The following is a 20,122-nucleotide window of genomic DNA, read 5'->3' as shown; positions in this document are numbered from 1 at the left end:
TCCGCCGAGAATCGACTCGCCGCTACTCGTCGCCCTCGGGCGGCCAGTCGACGCCGCGCGCTTCGAGCAGGTCGGCAAATTCGGCCTCGTCGACGACCGGCACGTCCTCGGCGGCCGCGTCGTCGCGCTTCGACCGCCCCGGACTCTCGCCGGCGACGAGGTAGTCGGTGTTCCCGGAGACGCTCGACGTCGCCGACGCGCCGTGCGCCTCGACGTGCGTCTGCGCCTCGCTCCGCGGGACGGAGAGCGAACCGGTGAACACGAAGGTGAGTCCGTCGAGCGCGTCGGTCGGTCCGTCGGCCGCGTCGGTCTCGAACGGCTCGGGGTCGACGCCGCGCTCGCGGAGTCCGTCGATCGCCGCGCGGTTCTCCTCGCGGTCGAGGAAGGTCCGGATCGACGCGGCCACCTCGGGACCGACATCGTCGACCTCGCGGAGGGCCGCCTCGTCCGCGTCGAGGAGGGCGTCGAGCGTCCCGAAGTGCGCGGCGAGCGCCCGGGCCGTCGTCGCGCCCACGTCGGGGATCCCCAGCCCGGCGAGGAAGTCGTCGAGCGGCGGGTCTCGGGTCGCATCGAGTTCGGCGATCAGGTTCTCGGCGCTCGTCTCGCCCCACCCCTCCAGCTCGGCGAGCGCCGCGGCGGTCAGGTCGTAGAGGTCCGGCAGCGACTCGACGAGGCCGGTCTCGCGGAGCTGTTCGACCCGCTCCGGACCCAGCCCCTCAACGTCGAGCGCGTCGCGGCGCGCCCAGTGTTCGACCGCCCGCTCCAGCTGGGCGGAGCAGCCCAGTCCGCCGGTACAGAACGCGAGCGGGCCGTCCCGCTCGACGTCGGCCCCGCAGACGGGGCACGCGTCGGGGAACGCGTAGGTCCCCTCGGAGCGCTTCTCGACGACCTCCGGGACGTAGGGGATCACGTCGCCCGCGCGGTAGATCCGGACGCGGTCGCCGACGTTCACGCCGAGCGCCTCGATCTCGGCGGGGTTGTGGAGGGTCGCGCGCGAGACGGTGACGCCGCCGACGTCGACGGGGTCCAGTTCGGCGACGGGCGTGAGCCGCCCGGTGCGGCCCACCTGAACCGTGACGCCCTCAACGGTCGTCGTCGCGGTCCGCGGCGGGAACTTGTGGGCGAACGCCCAGCGCGGCGCGCGCGACGTGGTCCCGAGCGCCGCACGGTGCGCGAGGGCGTCGACCTTGATCACGACGCCGTCGACCGCGTAGTTCAGGTCCTCGCGGGCGGCCAGTATCTCGTCGCGGTAGTCGATCGCGGCCTCGATACTGTCGACGACCGCGACTCGGTCGTTCCGGCGGAGACCGAGCGACTCGAAGGCGTCGAGCGCATCGCGGTGGCGCGCGGGCCGCTCGGGACCGTCATCGTCCGCCTCCCACGCGAGCACGTCGAAGAAGAAGACGTCGAGGGGGCGCTCGGCGACGACCGCGGGGTCCAGTTGGCGGAGCGTGCCGGCCGCGGCGTTGCGCGGGTTCGCGAACGGCTCCTCGCCGCGCTCCATCAGCGCCTCGTTGTACGTCTCGAAGGCGTCGCGGGGCATGTAGGCCTCGCCGCGGACCGCGAGCCGGTCGGGGTGGTCGTCGCCGCGCAGGCGGCCGGGGACCGAACGGATCGTGCGGACCTGCTCGGTGACATCGTCGCCCTCGCGGCCGTCGCCGCGGGTGGCCGCGCGGACGTACTCGCCGTCCTCGTACACCACCTCGATCGAGAGACCGTCGAACTTCGGCTCGCAGACGTACGCGAGGTCGTCGGGGCCGAACCCGGAGAGGTCGCCCGACTCGGCCGCGTCCGCCAGCCCCTCGCGGACGCGCTCGTCGAACTCGCGGACCGCCGCGGCGTCGGTCGCGTTGTCGATGGAGAGCATCGGCGCGACGTGCTCGACCGTCTCCAGCGCGTCGAGCGGCTCGCCGCCGACCTGGCCGGTCGGCGAGTTCTCGGTCGGGAGGTCGAACGCGTCTTCGAGGTCCCGCAGCCGGGCGAACAGCCGGTCGTACGCCTCGTCGGAGATCAGGGGGGCGGCCTCGACGTAGTACCGATGGTCGTGCTCGCGGACCGCGGCGCGGAGCAGGTCGGCCTGCTCGGCGGCCTCGTCTTCGGAGAGGTCGTCGACCGGGTCGAAGTCGGTCGGCGGGTCCTCGACGTAGGGGTTCTCGTCCGGGTCCGCGTGCCGGGTCGACGAGGTCGTCATCGGCGGAAGGTGGGGCGGCGCGGGGTAAAAATAACCGTTTCGAGCGGCGCGGGGTGGTCCGAGAAGTCGCGGTTCGACCGCCGTCAGGCGACGCGTTCGCCGCGCGCGAACACCGCCTCCGGCTCCTGCCACGCTTCGACGTCTTCGGTCGGGTCGGCGTCGAGGACGACGAGATCGGCCTGGTACCCCTCCTCGACGCGCCCGACGTCGTCGAGTCCGAGCAGGTCCGCGGCGTTGACGGTGGCCGCCTCCAGCGCCCGCTCCGGCGAGAGACCGTACTCGACCATGTGCGCCAGCTCCTGGGGAATGTCCTCGAAGAAGTTGAACGGGGTGCCCGCGTCGGTCCCCATCGCGATGGGGACGCCCGCGTCGAGCGCGTGGTCCCACGCGTCGTCGAAGCGGTTCGCCGCGTCTTCCGCCTTCGCGACGGCGTCCTCGGGGATACCGGCCTCGACGCCGTGCTCGACGATGCCGCGGAGCGCGCTCGCGGTCGGCACCCAGTAGGTGCCGCGCTCGGCCATCATCTCGGCGGCCTCCCGATCCATGAACGTCCCGTGTTCGATACTGGAGATGCCGGCCTCGACGGCGTTTTTGATCCCCTCCTCGCCGTGGGCGTGGGCCGCGGTCGGCGTGTCGGTCGGCGCGGCCGCGTCGGTGAACGCCGCAAGCTCCTCGGGGGTGAGTTCGGGGGCGCCCGTCACCGCGCCCTCGGTGAGGACGCCGCCGGTGGCCATGCACTTGAGCACGTCCGCGCCCGCCTTCAGCTGCTCGCGGGCCGCCTTCCGCACCTCCGCGGGACCGTCGGCCTCGCGACCGAACCAGTTGCCGTGGCCGCCGGTCATGATCACGTTGCGGCCGCACGCGAGGACGCGCGGGCCGTCGATGTCGCCGGCGGCGACCGCCTCCGCGGCGTCGAGCGCGAGCGTCTCGCGGCTCCCGAGGTCGCGCACCGTCGTGACGCCCGCTTCGACCGCCGCCTCCAGGTTGCTCGCGGTCCGGTAGCTCGCCGTGTAGTCGCTGTCCGAGACCGCGGTCGAGACGTCCGGCCGCCCGTCCATCATGGCGTGGACGTGCGCGTCGATCAGCCCGGGCGCGACGACCTTCCCGTCGGCGTCGACCTCGGGTGGCTCCCCGTCGTCGTGCGCTTCGACCGCGTCGTCGACCGCTTCCGGGTCGCCGACCGCGACGATTTCCCCGTCCGCGACCGCCACGTCGGCCTCGCGGGTCCCCGCGGCGTCCGCCACGCGACCGCCTCGCAGTACGTACATACCACCACGAGGGAGCGTCTCCGTGGTAAACGCTCGGGTCGCGGTAGTCGGGGAGTCCCGCGTCGGACCGCCCTATCCTCCCCTACTTATAACCGGGTAGCCGGAGTTGTCCTTGAATATGGGAACTGATAACAAATCAGATCAGGCCGGCGGACTGTACGAACGTCGGATCGGGACGCCGACGACGAACGACGAGGTGAACGGCTACTGGCTGTTCGGGTTCGGGATGCTGCTCGGGCTGGCCGGCGTCGCGCTGTTCTTCCTCACCGGCTCGGAGTCGACGACGCGGGGGATCGCGTACGCGCTCGCGGCGCTGGCGCCGCCCTTCGTCATGCTCGGGGCGGTCATCCGCTTCCCGCTCCGGCGAGCCGGAACCTACCTCGGCTACCTGGGGACGGCCGTCAGCGTCCTCGGCGTCGTGTGGTTCGTAAACATTTTCCCCGACGGGTGGTTCACCGCGACCGGCGACCCGACCGTGATCACGGTGTACGGCGTCGGACTGCTGCTGATCGGTCTCGCCGGGACGGTCGTCCCGCTGCTCTCCGATCCGGTGTACGAAGACTACGAGCGGCTGCGGGGCGAGGCGGCCGCGGCGACCGAGGCGGCCAAGGAGACGACCGCGGAGCTGGACGCGACCGAGTCGGAGTTGGAAACGACCCGCGAGGAGCTGTCGGAGACGGAGTCGGCGCTCGAATCGGCCCGGACGGAGACCGCGGCGCTGCGCGAGAGCAAGGCCCGGTTCGAGCTGTTCGAGGACGCGGGCGGGAAGCCCCGCTGGCGGCTCCGCCACCGCAACGGCAACGTCATCGCCTCGTCCGGACAGGGGTACAGCAGCCGCGGGAAGGCCCAGCAGGGCCTCCACAGCGTCCGGCGGAACGCGCTCGGCGCGGGGCTCCTCCGGATCGAGACCCCGGTCGCGGAGGCGGAGGCGGTCGCCGACGACGACGGCCCGGAGCCGGCCGACGCCGCGAAGCCGGACGTCGCCATCCCGGACGACGACGACGCACCGGAGAGCCAAGCGACCTTCGAGCTGTACGCGGACGCCGCCGACGAGTGGCGCTTCCGACTCCGCCACGACAACGGTAACGTCGTCGGCGACTCCGGCGAGGGGTACGCCTCCCGGTCGAACGCGAAGCGCGCGCTCTCGAAGCTGCGCGACCACGTCGCGGCCGCGGACTACCTCCGGATCGACCCCGCGGCGTTCGAGGTGTTCCGCGACGCCGCCGGCGAGTACCGCTGGCGGCTCGTCCACGAGAACGGCAACGTCCTCGCCGACTCCGGCGAGGGGTACGCCTCCCGACAGAAGGCCCAGCAGGGACTCGACAGCGTCAGGTCGAACGCGGGCGGCGCGGGCCTCGAATTCCCCGACGACGAGGACGCGGAGGGACGAGCGGGCGACGGCGAGAGCAAGGCGACGTTCGAGACCTACGAGGACAGGGGCGGATCGTGGCGCTGGCGGCTCGTCCACGACAACGGGAACGTCATCGCCGACTCCGGCGAGGGGTACGCCTCCCGGTCGAACGCCGTCGAAGCCGTCGAGCGCGTGAGCGAGTACGCGCCCGACGCGAGCGCCCTCGCGGCTGGCAGCGCGGCGTTCGAGATCTACGAGGACGCCGCCGAGGAGTGGCGCTGGCGGCTCCGCCACCGCAACGGCAACGTCCTCGCCGACTCCGGCGAGGGGTACGCCTCCCGGTCGAACGCCGTCGAGGCCGTGACGCGCGTGAAGGCGAACGCCCCCGGCGCGGAGACGGTCGAGAAGCAGGAGTAGCAGGAAGCGGTCCGTCGCGGTCGGTCGCGGCGTTTTCCGAGTCAGGTCGCCGCCAACAGCTTCAAGCGCAGCTCGCGCTCGTCGACCTCGTACTTGAACGCCGGGTGGCCGTCGACGAGCACGTACGGGACGCGCTCGCCGTACTCTTCGGCCAGCTCCGGGTCCGTGTCGACGTCGACCTCGTCGAGCGCGACCGTCACGCCGTCGAGGTCGGCCGCGACCGACTCGATCGTCTCGCGGGCGACGACGCACAGCGAGCAGTCCTCGCGGGTGTAGAGGGTGACCGGGAGGGCCGTGGCGTCGTCGTCGGTCGACCCGTCGCTCGCGGCTGCCTCGCCGTCCCTTCCGCCGTCCGTCGGCTCGCCGTCCCCGGTCACGCTTCCGAGTCGTCGCCCGTCAGCTCCTCGGCGACCGTCGCGGCGTCCAGCAGGTCGGGGTCGACCGCGAGGTCGGCGACCGTCGCGACGAACTCCGGCAGCGACCGGCTCGCGTAGGTGACGACCCGGACGTTCGGGTTCAGCTCCTTCGCGACCGGGATCCCGGTCGCCTCCTCGACGTCGGTGAGGACGAAGTAGGCGGCGTCGGCGATCCCGGTTCCCTCGAGTTTCGTCGCCGTGACGAGACCGTCGATGCGGCGGATCTCGACGCCGAGCGCGGCGAGCTCCTCGCCGAGACCGTTCTGGTCGGACCCGGCGACGACGGCGATCGGTCCCGCGGCGCGACCGCCGTCGGGCCGGGCGTGGGTCCCCGCCATCACTCGTACTCGATCGTCGCGGGCGGCTTGTGGGTCACGTCGTACACCACGCGCGCCACGTTCTCGTTCTCGCCGGTGATCCGGCTCTGGATCCGCTGGAGCGTGCTCCAGTCCAGCTCCTGCGCGCGGGCGGTCATCCCGTCGCGGCTCTCGACGGAGCGCACCGCGACCACCCAGCCGTGGACGCGGTTGTCGCCCTTGACGCCCGTCGCCTTCCCGAGGACCGCGGCGAACGCCTGCCACGGGTCGTACTCCGCCAGTTCCTCCTCGACGACGTGGGTCGCCTCGCGGGCGACGGCCGCCTTCTCCGGCGTCACCTCGCCGACGATCCGGACGGCGAGCCCGGGACCGGGGAACGGCATCCGCTCGGAGATGATCTCCTCTAAGCCGAGCGCGCGGGCGACCTCGCGGACCTCGTCCTTGTAGAGGTCGCGGACCGGCTCGACGATCCCCTCGAAGTCGACGACCTCGGGGAGCCCGCCGACGTTGTGGTGCGACTTGATGTTCCCCTCCGACTCGATCCGGTCGGGGTAGATCGTCCCCTGAACGAGGTAGTCGGCGTCGACGTCGCGCGCGACCGTCTCGAACTCGTCGATGAACCCCTCGCCGATGACGTGGCGCTTCTCCTCGGGGTCGGTGACGCCTTCGAGGCGGTCGAAGAACCGGTCTTGCGCCTCGATCACCCGCAGCGACTCCATGAACGAGAAGGTGTCGCGGATCTCTTCGGTCTCCCCCTTCCGCATCAGCCCCGTGTCGACGTAGACGGGGGTGAGCTGGTCGCCGACCGCCTCGTACGCGAGCGTCGCCGCGACCGAGGAGTCGACGCCGCCCGAGAGGGCGATCACGGCGTTCGCGTCGCCGATCGCCTCCCGGATCTCCGCTTTCGCCTCCGCGATGAATTCCTCCGTCTCGACCATCTATAGCCTCACGTCCGCGTTCCGCTCGGTTGTGTCCGTCGATTCCAGCGCCGCCTCGACGAGAGAGACGAACGGGGGACTCGCGCGGTCCGGCCGCGACCGGAACTCGGGGTGCGCCTGCGTCCCGAAGAAGAACGGGTGGGCCGGGCGCTCTAAGATCTCCATCCGGTTGTCGGCGCGCCCGGAGAAGACGAGGCCGTCGGCCTCCAGCGCGTCGATGTACTCGGGGTTCACCTCGTAGCGGTGGCGGTGGCGCTCGGTACAGGCGTCGGCGCCGTACACCCGCGCCGCGAGCGTGCCCGGCTCGATGTCGGTCTCGTGGGCACCGAGCCGCATCGTCCCGCCCATGTCCTCCGTCTCGTACTGGTCGGGGAGCAGGTCGATGACCGGGTGGGGCGTGTCGGGGTCGATCTCCGCGGAATGGGCGTCAGAGAGACCGAGGACGTTGCGCGCGTGCTCGACGACCGCCATCTGGAAGCCCAGGCAGAGCCCGAGGAACGGCACGTCGTTCTCGCGGGCGTAGCGGATCGCCTCGATCTTCCCGTCGGTCCCCCGGGAGCCGAAGCCGCCGGGGACGACGACGGCGTCCGCCTCGGCGAGGCGCTTCTCGTGTTCCGCGCTGGTCTCGTCGGCGTCGACCCACAGCACGTTCACCTCGGTCTCGGTCTGGATCCCTGCGTGTTTCAGCGCCTCGTGGATCGACATGTACGCGTCTTCGAGGGCGTACTTCCCGACGAGCGCCACGTCGATCTCGCGGTCGCGGTCGCGCGTGACCAGGTCGCGCCACTCGGTCGAGCGGTCCGCCTTCGGGAGCGCCTCGTCGACGAGACCGAGCCGCTCCATCACGTACTCGTCTAACCCCTCGTCTTCGACCATCAGCGGGACGTGGTAGATGTCCTCGACGTCCGGGTTCGAGAAGACGGCGTCCGTGGGCACGTCGCAGAATAAGGCGATCTTCTCTTTCGTCTCCGGGTCCAGCCGGTCCTCGGATCGCCCGACGAGGATGTCCGGCTGAAGCCCGATCGAGCGCAGTTCCTTCACGGAGTGCTGGGTGGGCTTCGTCTTCTGCTCGCCGTTCTTCGAGTAGGGGACGAGCGTGACGTGGGTGAAGAGGATGTCCTCGTCGTCCTCCTCGTGGGCGAACTGGCGGAGCGCTTCGAGGAACGGCATCGACTCGATGTCGCCGACCGTCCCGCCGATCTCGACGAGACAGACGTCCGACCCCTCGGCGGCCTCGCGGATCCGGCGCTTGATGTCGTCGGTGACGTGGGGGATGATCTGGACGGTCTTGCCGAGGTAGTCGCCGGCGCGCTCGCGCTCGATGACGTGCTCGTACGTCTTCCCCGTGGTGACGTTGTGATCGAACGTCATGTCGGTGCCGAGGAAGCGCTCGTAGTTGCCCAGATCGAGGTCGACCTCGCCGCCGTCCTTGAGGACGTACACCTCGCCGTGCTCGTACGGGTTCATCGTCCCGGCGTCGACGTTGAGGTAGGGGTCCACCTTGACCGCGGTGACGTCGAAGCCCGCGTTGGCGAGAAGGCGCCCGGTGCTGGCGGCGGTGATGCCCTTGCCCAGCCCGGACATCACACCGCCCGTGACGAACACGAACTTCCGACCCAGCGAGGGGTCGTACCCCGTGTCGGGATCTGCTGGCATATCGACCGTCCGGCAGGCCGGGTCAAAACCGTTTCGGACCCCGGACTTTGCTGGACGTTCGTGTCGTTTTCGGACGTGTCAATACGCTGTTGAGCGGTTGGTCGTGGCGGCGTGAGAGATGCCTGCGTCGTGCCGGGGGGTTATCTACAAATCGTTGGGCGGGGAGCCCGCGAACGTCTCCAAGGCCTCTGCCGCTCGCTTATAAATGAGTGCTGGCGGATCGGCGGCAACACCGCCAAAGCCCCAGCCGCGAGGACTCGCGCGGCTTGCTGCGCTCCTCAGTCGCTCGTTCTACTCGCTCCCTGCGGTGCTTACTGCGCCGGGCTTCGTCCTCACGGCTGCCCCTTTGAGTCCCGCCCCGCACAGCAACCGCACCTCACGCCTCCCCAGCCTCGTCGGTGGTCCTCCGCTTCGCTCCGGACCACCGACTCCCTCGCGCGTGCTCCTCGCGCCTACAGGGCGCTCGGAGGCACGCGCCACCGCAGGAATTTGAGATAGCAGTCGCTCGCGGCGTTCGAATGAAGTTTTGCGAGGGAAGAGCGCTCCGAGAGCGTCTTCCGCATCACGGGGGGTGGACCCCGGCGATGCGAGGGGAGGGATTTGAACCCACGGACCTCTACAGGAGCGGATCTTGAGTCCGCCGCCGTTTCCGGGCTTGGCTACCCTCGCACGCACTCGGGACAAATACCCTGATGAAGGTTTAAGCCTCCGATTCGGGTTCGTAGACCCTGTGCGCGAGTTCCGAAACGCGGCCGGAAACCGCCAGGAGAATCAGGTAAACGACGGACTGTCTCGTGCGTTGTCGGGCGTATACGTTCCACAAGACTTCGTTACTCGTCTTGCGAGAGCAGATCGAGCAACTGACGCCCGTCATCGGTGAGGGTGTACTCCGTTCGAGTTCGCGTGTCGCCGTCGACGGAGTGCGGTTCGATCATCCCCGCCGCTTCAAGCTCGTTGAGGTGCTGGTAGACGGTCGACGTGGTGACGCCGATTTCCTTGTGTATCTTGTACCCGTGAGACGGGGCGTCATCGAGAAGACGCAGTATCCGAAGTTTGGTTTCGCCGATGAGAGACACGACGTCTGTCTGGTTCGGTTGTATCCGTTATTTACATTATATCGGTTACAGACGACATAGTCAGTCGATGGAATCGACTAACTCCGTGAACGCCCTCTTGTTCGACTGGTTCGCTCGCATGTCGTTCAGGAACTCACCGACCGCCTCGAGGAAGGAGAGCCGATCGGCGTCGTCGACGAGCTTCAGCGTCCCCAGAAGCTCTTCGGGAGTAATAAAAATGAGTTCGATGGGCGCGTCTTCGGCCGCTTGCCGCGCGTCACGCTCCTCGCCGGAGCGAAACCCGGCACCCAGAACGAACAGATACTCCCCGAGCTCGTTCAGCCGGCCCTTCTCGACGGCGTGTTGAACGGAGCTTCGAGTGGCCGGCTTGTCCTTGACCTCAATCGCTTTGTGTAACGCATCACCGCGGAAGATTTCAACGTCGCCCGCCGCGTTCGAGAACTCGTCGGAGACGTTGGCGTGCTCGCAGTCCACCCGCCAGTCCTCCCCTCCCGCGTGGTCGTAGTACGTCCGGACGATGCCCGCGACGACGGCGGGAAGCCGCTCGCCGTTTCCGGATTCGGTTATGTACCGCTCTATTTTGTCCGCGATTAGCTCGTACGGCGCGGCAGACGGGGACTCGAACTCGACCGTCTTCGATTCCAACTCGGAAACCGCTTGTAAGGTCTCCCGGAGGACGTCGGTGGGTTCGAGGGCGCCCTGCGCGACTTTGTCCTCCAGCCGCTGTAAGAGGTTGTAGAGCCGCTCCTGTTTCCGACTGGAGCGGGCGCGGTTGCCGGTGTCGACCTCGGGATGGCGAGCGGGATTGTTCACGAAGGGCTCCGGACTGCCGCCGAGCCGCTCGCCGTGATCTTTTTCCCACGGAACGAGGGCCTTGTGTGCGACGGAGCGGGCGTCGTACGCCCCGTCGAGCGAGGAGCCCGCCTGTAGCGCCCGATAGTGGATCTCGGGATTCGCCGCCTTCGAGAGGGCGGCGTTCACCAGTATGTACCGATACGTCTTGCTCGAATCGGTTAACACGTCGCGTACGTTCGACTGGACGAACGAGTCGTCGACGTACTCGGTCGCGTCGTCGGACAGAACATGCTTCCACTCGCGGTTCAGGATCTCCGAGGCCGCTTCAGGACTGACATTTTCTTCCGCCAAATCAGACACCGGCTCATGGTTCCGATATGGCGCAGAAATAACAAATGTCGGCTAAAACCGATACAAAGGAAGAAGAGAGGTATCTACTCGTCCGACGCTTCGAGCAGGGTTTGCTGGTCGGCGTCCTTGTCGAGACCGGGGTCGACATCGCGGTTCGGCGGCTCGTAGTTCAACCAGAGGCTCTCCTGCCGCTGGTCTTTCGTCGTGTGCATCGTCTTCTCCTCGGCGTCGACCCGGTTCCACCCGTACTCCTCGAACACCTCTTCGTACAGGTCGCATTTGTACCCCGACACGGCGACCTTCCCCTCCGCGTTCCGGAGGACCTCGGCTAACTCTCGGTGGTCGTCGTCCGTCATCTCGTGACCGTACGAGTTGGTGTCGCCTCTCGTCTCGTGCGGGTACGGCGGGTCGCAGTAGAAGAGGGTCTCTTCGTCGTCGTGACGCTCGATGACCTCGATGGCGGGCTTGTTCTCGATCTGAACCCGACGAAGCCGGTCCGCAACATCGTACAGCTGTTCGAGCCGCCCGTGCCAGCGGGAGACCGCTCCGGACATGTCCCGACGCGAGGTGGATTTACAGTACGCCCATCGCCCTGGAGTGGCTTCCTGAGCCAACCCGGACCGGGTCTGTCCCGCCCGGACGAAGAACAACCGGGCCTGCTCCATGTCGCTCAACTCATCGTTGTTTTGTTGTTCGACGGCGTGTGCGAGTTCCTCCCGGCTGAACGGCGTCAGCGCGATGTTTTCCAGGAGCTCGTCTCTGTTCTCGCGGAGAACCTTGAAGAACGTCACCACGTCCCCGTCGAGGTCGTTGTACGTCTCGACCGGGCTCGGCTCCCGGTTGATGAGGACTGCGGCGCTTCCGCCGAACGGCTCCACGTACTGGTGCGTCTGCGGAAGCTGTGAGAGTATAAAATCGAGGTGGCTGTATTTACCGCCGTACCAGCGAAATGGAAGCGCCTTGGCCATACGTGGTTTGAGTTGGTTCGCTATCGGTTATAAGGATTCCCGATGTCGGTACCAGTTCGCGGAACGGGCTCGTCGCTCTCGGTTCATGTCGTCGGTTCCGCGACGACGACCGCCTCGCCGCGCTCGATGGGACTCAGCCGCGTCTCCTCATCCCGCGCCTCACCACCCCGCGTGCCCCCCCTATCCCGCGATCATCGCGACGCCGACGACCGCGAGGACGGCCGCGGCGAGCCGGATCCGGAAGTGGCGCTCGCCGAGCAGCACGCCCCCGAGGACGACCGCGACGATCGCCTGCGTGTTGATCACGGGAGAGGCGACGCTCGCGGGCAGCGCCGCGAACGCGACCGTCGTCAGGTGCTCGCCCAGCGCGACGAGCGCGCCGACCGCGAGGAACTTCGGGACGTCCCGCCGGGTCGCGTCGATCGGGCTTCGGACCGCCGCGGGGAGCAGTACGACCGCGACGCCGACGAGCAGCAGCGGGACCCACAGCGTCCCGGGGATCGCGAGCTCCTGAAGCGCGACACGCTTGCCCACGTCGGCGACCGCGTAGCAGGCCGCGCTCGCGAGCGCCAGCTGCGCGGGTCGCGAGCGGGCGGCCCGCGCGAGCGGCGCGAAGAAGTCCCCCGGCTCGTAGTTCGCGACGTACACCGCGAGCGTGGTGACGACGACACCGGCGACCTGGATCGGCGCTAACACCTGTCCGAGCAGCCCGACCTCCAGCGGGAGGACGAACATCGGGACGATCTTGTTGATCGGCGCGACGTACGACACCGCTCCGTCCTCGATGGCGCGCAAGAAGAGGACGAAGGCCGCCGCCGTCCCGAGGCTCGTGACGGCGACGACGGCGAACCGTCGGGGGGCGACGAGTCCGGTCAATCCGGCCGCGGCGTCGCCGAATCCGACCGTGAGTCCGGTCCCCGCGAGGAACCAGCCGACCGCAGCGACGTTGATCGCCACCGTCAGCGCGGCGGGCGGGTAGCCGGAGAAGGCCCGCTTCAGGGCGAAGAGGTACACGCCCCAGACGACGGCGGCGGCGAGCGCGAAGAGGAGTCCGGCGTCCATTCGGTTGACGTGAGCGCGACCGGAGGAAAGAAGGGTTCGATCCGTCCGCGAACCGGCGCCGTCTCCCGCGCCGCGAACCGGTTTTGTCCCCCTCACCGCGAAACGGTTAGGTCGCTCCCGCGCGAACGGCGCGCACATGGACGACCACACCCGCGACCCGGGCGTCGCCCCGCCGCTCGGGAACCCGACCGGGTGGCACGCGGGCGACGGTCCCGCCGCGGCGACGGACGAGTCGTCTGCGAGGCCCGACACACGCGTGATCGGCGGTTACTGGGAACACGCGACGCTGCGGCGCGCGACCGAACACGGGGTGCGGCTGTTCAACGACGGCGCCTACCACGAGAGCCACGACTGCTTCGAAAGCGAGTGGTACAACTACGGGAGCGGCACGGCCGAGAGCGCCTTCCTCCACGGGATGGTCCAGGTCGCGGCCGGCGCGTACAAGCGCGTCGACTTCGAGAACGACGCCGGGATGCGGTCGCTGTTCGAGACCGCGCTCCAGTACCTCGACGGCGTCCCGAGCGACTTCTACGGCGTCGACGTCGACGACGTGCGGGAGACGCTCCGGGCCGCGCTCGACGACCCGACCGCGGTCGACGACTGGCGGATCGCCCTCGACGACGCGCGTCCTCCGGCGTACCCCGCCGACTACGAGTACGCGGAGCGGGTCGACGAGGGGCACTGAGGTGACGAGTCGGCGCGGGCAGGACGGAACGGCGACCGCCGCCGACCGAACGCCACTTATCCGCCGCGCACCTGTACCTCGTATGGAAGTCCACGATCTGGGCGACGGGGAGCCGGAGGTCGCCGTCGTCGGCGCGATCCACGGCGACGAGCCCTGCGGCGCCCGCGCCGTCGAGCGCCTGCTCGACGCCGACCTCGACCCCGAGCGGCCGGTGCGGCTGATCGTCGCCAACGAGGCGGCGCTCGACGCCGGGGAGCGGTACCTCGACGCCGACCTCAACCGTGTGTTCCCGGGGAATCCCGACGGAGAGGCCCACGAGGTGCGGCTCGCGGTCGAGCTGCTCGACGCGCTGGCCGGGTGTACGACCCTCGCGATCCACTCGACGCAGTCGTACGCCGAGCCGTTCGCCGTCATCGACTCGATGGACGAGGTGACCCGCGCGGTCGCGCCGCACCTCCCGGTCGACGCCGTGATCCAGACCGACGCGTTCACCGAGGGACGGCTCATCGAACATCCCCACACCCTCGAAGTGGAGGCCGGCCTCCAAGGCTCCGAGACCGCCGCGGACAACGCCTACTGGCTGGCCCGCGCGTTCCTCGCCGCGACCGGCGCCATCTCCGCGCCCGGCGCCGACGACGTCCTCGACGCCGGCGGCCGCGAGGACGTTGCGGTGTTCCGGCTCCGCGAGCGGATCCCGAAGCCCGCCGCCGACACCTACGAGGTGTTCGCGCGCAACTTCGAGCGCGTCGAGTCCGGCGAGCGGTTCGCGGCCGCCGACGGCGAACCCCTGCTCGCGGACGAGCCGTTCTACCCCGTGCTGCTGTCGCCGAACGGCTACCGCGACCAGTTCGGCTACGTCGCCGACCGCGTCGGCACGCTGGAGTAGTCGGCCCCTCCTGGCCGCGGCGCGCGGGCGACCGCCCGCCGCCTACTCGACGAGTTCGATACGGTCGTCGCCGTTCGGCACCGCGCAGATGAACGCGCCGGGCTCGTCACCCTCGTTTCGGTACCAGTGTTCGACGCCGGCGGGGACCAACAGGGCGTCGCCGGGCGAAACGGCGTGTTCCTCCTCACCGATTCCGACGACGTAGTTGCCGGCGAGGACGTACTGCTCGTGTTCGACCGCGTTGGTGTGCCGGGGGACTGCGGCGCCCGGCGCGAGTTCGAACCGGCGCATCGCGAAGTTCGGGGCGCCGTCGGACTCGTCGAGGAGGACGCCCTTCGAGAGGCCCTCGGCGGCCTCGACGGGTTCGTACGAGACCTCGTCGCCGCGCTTCACGACCGAGTCGGGATCGCCTGCGTCGCTCATGGCGTCCGTGACGCGGGGCGGGTATTTAACGGCTCACTGAGTGGCCCCCGTGACTCAATCGATCACCGAGCGGACCCCGTGACTTAACCGGTCACCGACCGAACCCGGTGGCATGCGTGGAATCAAGATCGGGACCGCGTTCGGGATTCCGATCAGGCTCAATTGGACGTTTCTGCTCGTCTTACCGCTGTTCGCGTACCTCATCGGCGGCGAGGTCGACACCATCGCCGAGGTGATGAACGAGGCCGCCGGACTCGGGATCGACACCGCCGCGGTCGCGGCCGGCAACACCCCGTGGATCCTCGGGCTGTCGGCCGCGGTCGGGCTGTTCGTCGGGGTGCTGCTCCACGAGTTCGGCCACTCGCTGGTCGCCATGCGCTACGGCTACGAGATCGAGTCGATCACGCTGTGGCTGCTCGGCGGGCTCGCCAGCTTCGCCGAGTTCCCCGAGGACTGGAAACACGAATTCTGGATCGCGATCGCCGGCCCGCTGGTCAGCGTCGTGGTCGGGGTCGCCTGCTACGGGGTCGTGCTCGTCGCGCCCGGCGGCGCCGACGCGGTCCTCTTCGTGTTCGGCTACCTCGCGCTGTTGAACGTCGTCCTCGCCGTGTTCAACATGCTCCCCGCGTTCCCGATGGACGGCGGGCGGGTCCTCCGGGCGCTGCTCGCGCGGAACCAGCCGCACGCGCAGGCGACCCAGCGGGCCGCCGCCGTGGGGAAGGTGTTCGCGTTCCTGATGGGAATCATCGGCCTGTTCTCCTTCCAGCTGCTGCTCATCGTGCTCGCCTTCTTCGTCTACATCGCCGCCTCGGGCGAGGCCCAGCAGACGACGCTGAAGGCCGCCTTCGAGGACGTCACCGTCGCCGACGTGATGACGCGCCGCGAGGACCTCCACACGGTGACGGAGGACACCTCGGTCGCCGACCTGATGAATCGGATGTTCGAGGAGCGCCACACGGGCTACCCCGTCCTCGACGGCGACGCACTCGTCGGGATGGTCACCCTGGAGGACGCCCGGTCGGTCCGCGAGGTCGAGCGCGACGCCTACCGCGTCGACGACGTGATGGCGACCGACCTCGTCGCGGCCGACCCGAGCGCCGACGCCCTGACCGCGCTCCAGACGATGCAGGAACACGGCGTGGGGCGGCTTCCCGTCGTCGACGCCGACGGCGAACTCGTCGGTCTCATCTCGCGGTCGGACCTGATGACCGCGTTCAACATCATCCAGACCGGCGGGACGCCGCGGGTCATCGGCGGCCGCGGGTCGATCGAGGACGAACCGGGAGTCTTCTGAGGCGCCGCGCGCTCGATACTCGCCGCGCCCTCCCCCGGCGTGGGGTATATACGCGGCAACGACCTACCTCGGTCCGTGACAACCCGGACCATCCGCGCCCGCGACCGGCCGGTGTTCGGCGTCGACGTCCACAGCGGCGACGTCCGCGGCGACAGCCCCTCCTACGCCCTCGTTGTCCTCGACCCGGTCGACGAGGACGACCCGGACGCCCCGGACGCCGACGGGCCGATGGCGCGAGTCACCCGCGACGTGGTCTCCTTCCGGAAGCTCTGCCGCCTGATCGACGACCGCGAACCCCTCTACGTCGCCACCGATAACGCCTACGAGCTGGCGGCGGACAAGGGTGAGCTGGTGGGGTTCCTCCGGTCGCTACCGGACGGGACTCGGCTCGTCCAGGTGACCGGCGCGGAGCGCCCGGAACCCCTCTCCCGGGTCGCCTCCCGACACGGGATCCCCTACGGGAAGGAGCCGATGAAGGAGGCGGAGGCGGCCGCGCGGCTCGCCGCGGCCAACGTCGGCCACGAGGTGACCGCGTTCACCGACGAGACGACCGTGAAGGTGTCCCGCGGTCGCTCGACCGGAAAGGGCGGGTGGAGCCAGGACCGCTACACCCGCCGAATCCACGGCAACGTCCGGAAGCGGACGCGACAGGTCCAGTCGAAGCTGAAGGAGACGAACCTCGACTTCGAGCGCGACGTGACCGAGAAGTACGGCGGCTACGCGAACGCGACGTTCACGGTGGAGGCCCGTCCGGAGGACATCCCCGTCTCGAACTCGCGGGCGGGCGACGTGCGCGTCGAGGTCGAGCGCGAGCGCCGCGACGGCATCGAGTACGAGCCCCTGGTGAAGCGGCGCGACCGCGTCATCGTCGGGATCGACCCCGGCACCACCACCGCGGCCGCGGTCGTCGGACTCGACGGCACCGTCCACGCGTTATACTCCTCGCGGACCGGCGACACCGCCGAGGTGACCGAGTGGATCGTCGAGCAGGGCCAGCCGATCATCGTCGCCGCCGACGTGGAGCCGATGCCGGAGACCGTCGAGAAGTTCCGGCGCTCGTTCGACGCCGCGGGGTGGCAGCCCACGACCGACCTCCCGGTCGACGAGAAGCTCCACCGCACCCGCGAGGCGAGCTACGCGAACGACCACGAGCGCGACGCGCTGGCGGCCGCGCTGTACGCCTTCGACGACCACGCAGACCAGTTCGAGCGGATCGCGGCGAAGACGCCGCCCAGACTCGACCGCGGGGCGGTGGTCGCCGGGGTCGTCGCGGGCGGCTCGTCGGTGGAGTCCGTCATCGAGGAGCTGAGCGAGGACGACGGCGGCGGCGGAAACGGCGACGGAGAGGACGACGAAGAGACCGACCCAACGGAGCCGGAGCGCACCGAGGAGGAGGAGACGATCCGGCGGCTCCGCGAGCGCGTCGACCGGCTGGAGTCGCACGCCGAGTCGCTGGAGGACGACCTCGACGAGCGCGACGAGCGGATCGCGGAGCTGGAGTCGGAGCTGGAGGACGCGAAACGCGAGGAGCGCATCGAGGCGCGCACCCGGCGGGCGGTCTCGCGGCTCGAACGCGAGACGGACCGGCTGGAGCGCGAGCGCGACGAGGCACAGGAGCGCGTCGCCGACCTCGAACGGAAGGTGGAGACGTTAAAGGAGCTGTGGCGGCTCGACCACTCGAACTTCGGCGACGTGGCGCAGGGGCAGGGGCTGGTGAGCGTGAAGGTGGTCGAGCAGTTCACGCTCGACGCGCTCGACGCCGCCGACGAGGCGTACGGGCTGGTCGCCGGCGACGTGGTGTACCTCCGCGACGCGTCCGGGGCGGGCCGCCGGACCGCGGAGCGGCTCGCCGAGACGGAGCCGCGGGCGGTGATCCGCGGCGACGGGCGGATCTCGGACGTGGCCGACGAGGTGCTGTTCGAGCGCGCGGTTCCGGTGGTGCCCGCCGACGCGGTGCCGGTCCGCGAGGTGGACGAGCTGGCGGTCGCGAGCGAGGAGGACCTGGCCGCCGCCGTCGACGACTGGGAGGAGCGCGCCGAGGAGCGCCGCCGCGACGAGAAGGCCGAGCGGATCGACCGGATCATCTCCGAACACCGCGCGGGGCGGACGCTCCCGGAGACCGAGGAGTGAGCGGCCGACGGCCGCACTGGCGGCGCTCCGCGCGATCCGTCGACACGCATCCAGAAGTCATATGTCCGGGAACGCACAGTCGGACGTATGGACGCTCACGAGCTGATCACCCGGAACGCGGCCGAGGTGGTCACCGAAGAGGAGATCGAGGCGCTGGCCGACGACCCCGAGGGCAAGCGGGCGTACGTCGGCTACGAGCCCTCGGGCGTGCTCCACATCGGTCACATGCTCACCGCGAACAAGCTCATCGACCTCCAGGAGGCCGGGTTCGAGGTGACCGTGCTGTTGGCCGACGTACACGCATACCTCAACGACAAGGGGTCGTTCGAGGAGATCCGCCACACCGCAGAGCGGATGCGCGACCAGTTCATCGCCTACGGGCTCGACGAGTCGAACACGCAGTTCGTCCTCGGCTCCGACTTCCAGCTCGACGACGACTACACCCTCGACCTCCACGCCTTGGAGCTTGAGACCACCCTCGCTCGGGCCGAGCGCGCGATGGCCGAGATCACCTCCGGCGACTCCGTGAAGGTGTCCCAGGCCGTCTACCCGCTGATGCAGGCGCTCGACATCCCGTACCTCGGCGTCGACATCGCGGTCGGCGGGATGGAACAGCGGAAGGTCCACATGCTCGCGCGCGACGTGCTCCCGAGCATCGACCGCGAGCCGCCGACGAGCCTCCACACGCCGCTCATCGCGGACCTCGGCACCGGCCGCGGGAAGATGTCCTCCAGCGAGGGCGTCACCATCTCGATGGAGGACTCCCGCGAGGATATCGAGTCGAAGGTGAACGACGCCTACTGCCCGCCGACGGCCGACCCCGAGCCGACCGACGACGGCGCCGAGCGCGACAACCCCGTCCTCCAGGTGTTCGAGTACCACGTGTTCCCGCGGTTCGACGCGGTGACCGTCGAGCGCCCCGAGGAGTACGGCGGGAACCTGGAGTACGACGCCTACGACGACCTGGAGGCCGACCTAGAGTCGGGCGAACTCCACCCCGCGGACGCGAAGGGCGCGCTCGCGGAGTACCTCGACCGCCTCATCGCGCCGGGCCGCCAGCAGCTCGCGGAGTAGGCCGGCCGCTACTCAGACTTCGCCTTTTTACTCGCCGTATGGCCGCCGACCGCGCAGGTCCCGTCCAGACAGCCGAGTCCGGCCGCCGTCTCGAAGACGGGCAGCCCGCAGTCGCACTCGTCGACAACGACGCCGGCGGGAAACGAGAAGGTGGTCTCGCAGTCGGGGTAGTTCTCGCAGCCGAGGTAGACGCGGCCGGGGGCGGAGCGGACGCGGAGGTCGCCCTCGCAGTCGGGACAGTCCCACGCTCGGTCGAACCGGTCGCTGACGGCGTCCTCCATCGGGTCGCAGGCGGGGTCGAGACAGAGGTGGAACGGCTCCCCGCGCTCGACGCGGATCTTCGGCAGGCCGCAGTCGTCGCAGGTCGCGTCCGTCACGCTCGCGCCCGCCGGCAGCCCCCAGCGGGTCTCGCAGTCGAGACAGACCACGTCGCCGCGCGAGCGCACGAGCGGCCCGCCGTCGTCGGGGCAGGCGCCGACCGGGACGCCCGCCTCGGTGACGGGGAGCGCCCGGCACGCGGTCGCTTCCTCGGCGACCACCCGGAGCCGCCGGGAGCCGTCGCGGGCGGTGACGGTGAACCCGTCGCCGTCGCCCTCGACGACCACGCTCTCGGGCCGGGTGAGCCACGCGACCGGCTGGTAGCCGTCGGCGTCGTGGACGAGCGTCGTGTCGTCCGGTTTGATCAGGACGACGACGCGCCCGCGGTGCGTGCGGGTGCGGTCGCCGCGGTCGGTCACCTGACAGTCGCCTGCGAGCACACGGAGTCGTTGCGGCATGGGGCGGGTGGCCGCGGGATGGGTGAAAAGCGGTCGTTGATGGAGTTT

18 protein-coding genes and 1 tRNA gene are annotated in these 20,122 nt (G+C 69.7%); 6 read left to right on the top strand and 13 right to left on the bottom strand.

What is annotated here, in order from left to right; translation table 11 throughout:
• Positions 1-22 precede the first annotated feature (22 nt).
• Together ligA and J2744_RS04985 are read right to left on the bottom strand one after the other, a co-directional pair.
• On the bottom strand, positions 23-2,191 hold the full coding sequence (ligA, locus tag J2744_RS04990) for an NAD-dependent DNA ligase LigA (protein WP_209545319.1): 2,169 nt from the start codon (positions 2,189-2,191) through the stop codon (positions 23-25).
• Between the two features lie 83 nt (positions 2,192-2,274).
• Positions 2,275-3,459, bottom strand: coding sequence for a metal-dependent hydrolase family protein (locus tag J2744_RS04985; RefSeq protein ID WP_209545318.1), 1,185 nt, complete (start codon positions 3,457-3,459; stop codon positions 2,275-2,277).
• A gap of 118 nt (positions 3,460-3,577) precedes the next feature.
• Here J2744_RS04985 and J2744_RS04980 point away from each other — a divergent pair, with 118 nt between their 5' ends.
• Complete coding sequence (locus J2744_RS04980; RefSeq protein ID WP_209545316.1) at positions 3,578-5,227, top strand: HVO_2922 family protein; 1,650 nt, start codon at positions 3,578-3,580, stop codon at positions 5,225-5,227.
• A gap of 41 nt (positions 5,228-5,268) precedes the next feature.
• On the opposite strand, the gene J2744_RS15305 is transcribed toward J2744_RS04980, so the two are convergent.
• The 9 genes from J2744_RS15305 to J2744_RS04935 form a co-directional block, all read right to left on the bottom strand.
• Positions 5,269-5,604: a glutaredoxin family protein gene (locus tag J2744_RS15305; protein ID WP_209545314.1), complete on the bottom strand. Its 336-nt coding sequence runs from the start codon at positions 5,602-5,604 to the stop codon at positions 5,269-5,271.
• A complete protein-coding gene (locus J2744_RS04970; RefSeq protein ID WP_209545312.1) occupies positions 5,601-5,981 on the bottom strand; it encodes a DUF7126 family protein in 381 nt (126 codons plus the stop codon). Before J2744_RS04970 ends, J2744_RS15305 begins: the two co-directional genes overlap by 4 nt.
• Entirely contained in the window at positions 5,981-6,898 is a 918-nt protein-coding gene (gene guaA / locus J2744_RS04965) for a glutamine-hydrolyzing GMP synthase (RefSeq protein WP_209545305.1), read from the bottom strand. Before guaA ends, J2744_RS04970 begins: the two co-directional genes overlap by 1 nt.
• Positions 6,899-8,554, bottom strand: a complete 1,656-nt coding sequence (locus J2744_RS04960) for a CTP synthase (protein WP_209545303.1) — start codon at positions 8,552-8,554, stop codon at positions 6,899-6,901. It abuts the gene before it with no gap.
• A gap of 585 nt (positions 8,555-9,139) precedes the next feature.
• Positions 9,140-9,223 (bottom strand) — tRNA-Leu (locus J2744_RS04955).
• 161 nt (positions 9,224-9,384) lie between these two features.
• Positions 9,385-9,630, bottom strand: a complete 246-nt coding sequence (locus tag J2744_RS04950) for a PadR family transcriptional regulator (protein WP_321169787.1) — start codon at positions 9,628-9,630, stop codon at positions 9,385-9,387.
• 60 nt (positions 9,631-9,690) lie between these two features.
• Positions 9,691-10,785 carry a restriction endonuclease, SacI family gene (locus J2744_RS04945; RefSeq protein ID WP_209545301.1) on the bottom strand — a complete coding sequence of 365 codons (1,095 nt, stop codon included), beginning with the start codon at positions 10,783-10,785 and terminating at the stop codon, positions 9,691-9,693.
• A 74-nt stretch (positions 10,786-10,859) separates the two neighbouring features.
• Positions 10,860-11,744, bottom strand: coding sequence for a DNA adenine methylase (locus J2744_RS04940; protein WP_209545299.1), 885 nt, complete (start codon positions 11,742-11,744; stop codon positions 10,860-10,862).
• 180 nt (positions 11,745-11,924) lie between these two features.
• Positions 11,925-12,806: an EamA family transporter gene (locus tag J2744_RS04935; RefSeq protein WP_209545297.1), complete on the bottom strand. Its 882-nt coding sequence runs from the start codon at positions 12,804-12,806 to the stop codon at positions 11,925-11,927.
• A 136-nt stretch (positions 12,807-12,942) separates the two neighbouring features.
• Here J2744_RS04935 and J2744_RS04930 point away from each other — a divergent pair, with 136 nt between their 5' ends.
• Both J2744_RS04930 and J2744_RS04925 read left to right on the top strand, forming a co-directional pair.
• Positions 12,943-13,491 (top strand): DUF309 domain-containing protein, encoded by a 549-nt coding sequence (locus J2744_RS04930; protein ID WP_209545295.1) that lies wholly within the window; start codon positions 12,943-12,945, stop codon positions 13,489-13,491.
• Positions 13,492-13,573: 82 nt separating this feature from the next.
• A complete protein-coding gene (locus tag J2744_RS04925) occupies positions 13,574-14,377 on the top strand; it encodes a M14 family metallopeptidase (protein ID WP_209545293.1) in 804 nt (267 codons plus the stop codon).
• Positions 14,378-14,419: 42 nt separating this feature from the next.
• Here the strand turns inward: J2744_RS04925 and J2744_RS04920 are convergent, their stop codons facing one another.
• Positions 14,420-14,800: a cupin domain-containing protein gene (locus J2744_RS04920; protein WP_209545291.1), complete on the bottom strand. Its 381-nt coding sequence runs from the start codon at positions 14,798-14,800 to the stop codon at positions 14,420-14,422.
• A 112-nt stretch (positions 14,801-14,912) separates the two neighbouring features.
• Between J2744_RS04920 and J2744_RS04915 the strand changes: the two genes are divergently transcribed.
• The 3 genes from J2744_RS04915 to J2744_RS04905 all read left to right on the top strand — a co-directional run bounded on the left by J2744_RS04915 (position 14,913) and on the right by J2744_RS04905 (position 19,298).
• Entirely contained in the window at positions 14,913-16,094 is a 1,182-nt protein-coding gene (locus J2744_RS04915; protein WP_209545289.1) for a M50 family metallopeptidase, read from the top strand.
• 75 nt (positions 16,095-16,169) lie between these two features.
• Positions 16,170-18,224, top strand: a complete 2,055-nt coding sequence (locus tag J2744_RS04910; protein ID WP_209545275.1) for a DUF460 domain-containing protein — start codon at positions 16,170-16,172, stop codon at positions 18,222-18,224.
• 87 nt (positions 18,225-18,311) lie between these two features.
• Entirely contained in the window at positions 18,312-19,298 is a 987-nt protein-coding gene (locus tag J2744_RS04905; RefSeq protein ID WP_209545273.1) for a tyrosine--tRNA ligase, read from the top strand.
• 8 nt (positions 19,299-19,306) lie between these two features.
• On the opposite strand, the gene J2744_RS04900 is transcribed toward J2744_RS04905, so the two are convergent.
• Positions 19,307-20,074, bottom strand: a complete 768-nt coding sequence (locus tag J2744_RS04900; RefSeq protein ID WP_209545270.1) for a topoisomerase DNA-binding C4 zinc finger domain-containing protein — start codon at positions 20,072-20,074, stop codon at positions 19,307-19,309.
• Positions 20,075-20,122 lie beyond the last annotated feature (48 nt).

The organism is Halorubrum trapanicum (genome assembly GCF_017873555.1).
Classification (GTDB): domain Archaea; phylum Halobacteriota; class Halobacteria; order Halobacteriales; family Haloferacaceae; genus Halorubrum; species Halorubrum trapanicum.
The sequence above is the reverse complement of the archived record's forward strand: the minus strand, read 5'-3'. Positions and strand labels throughout refer to the sequence as shown.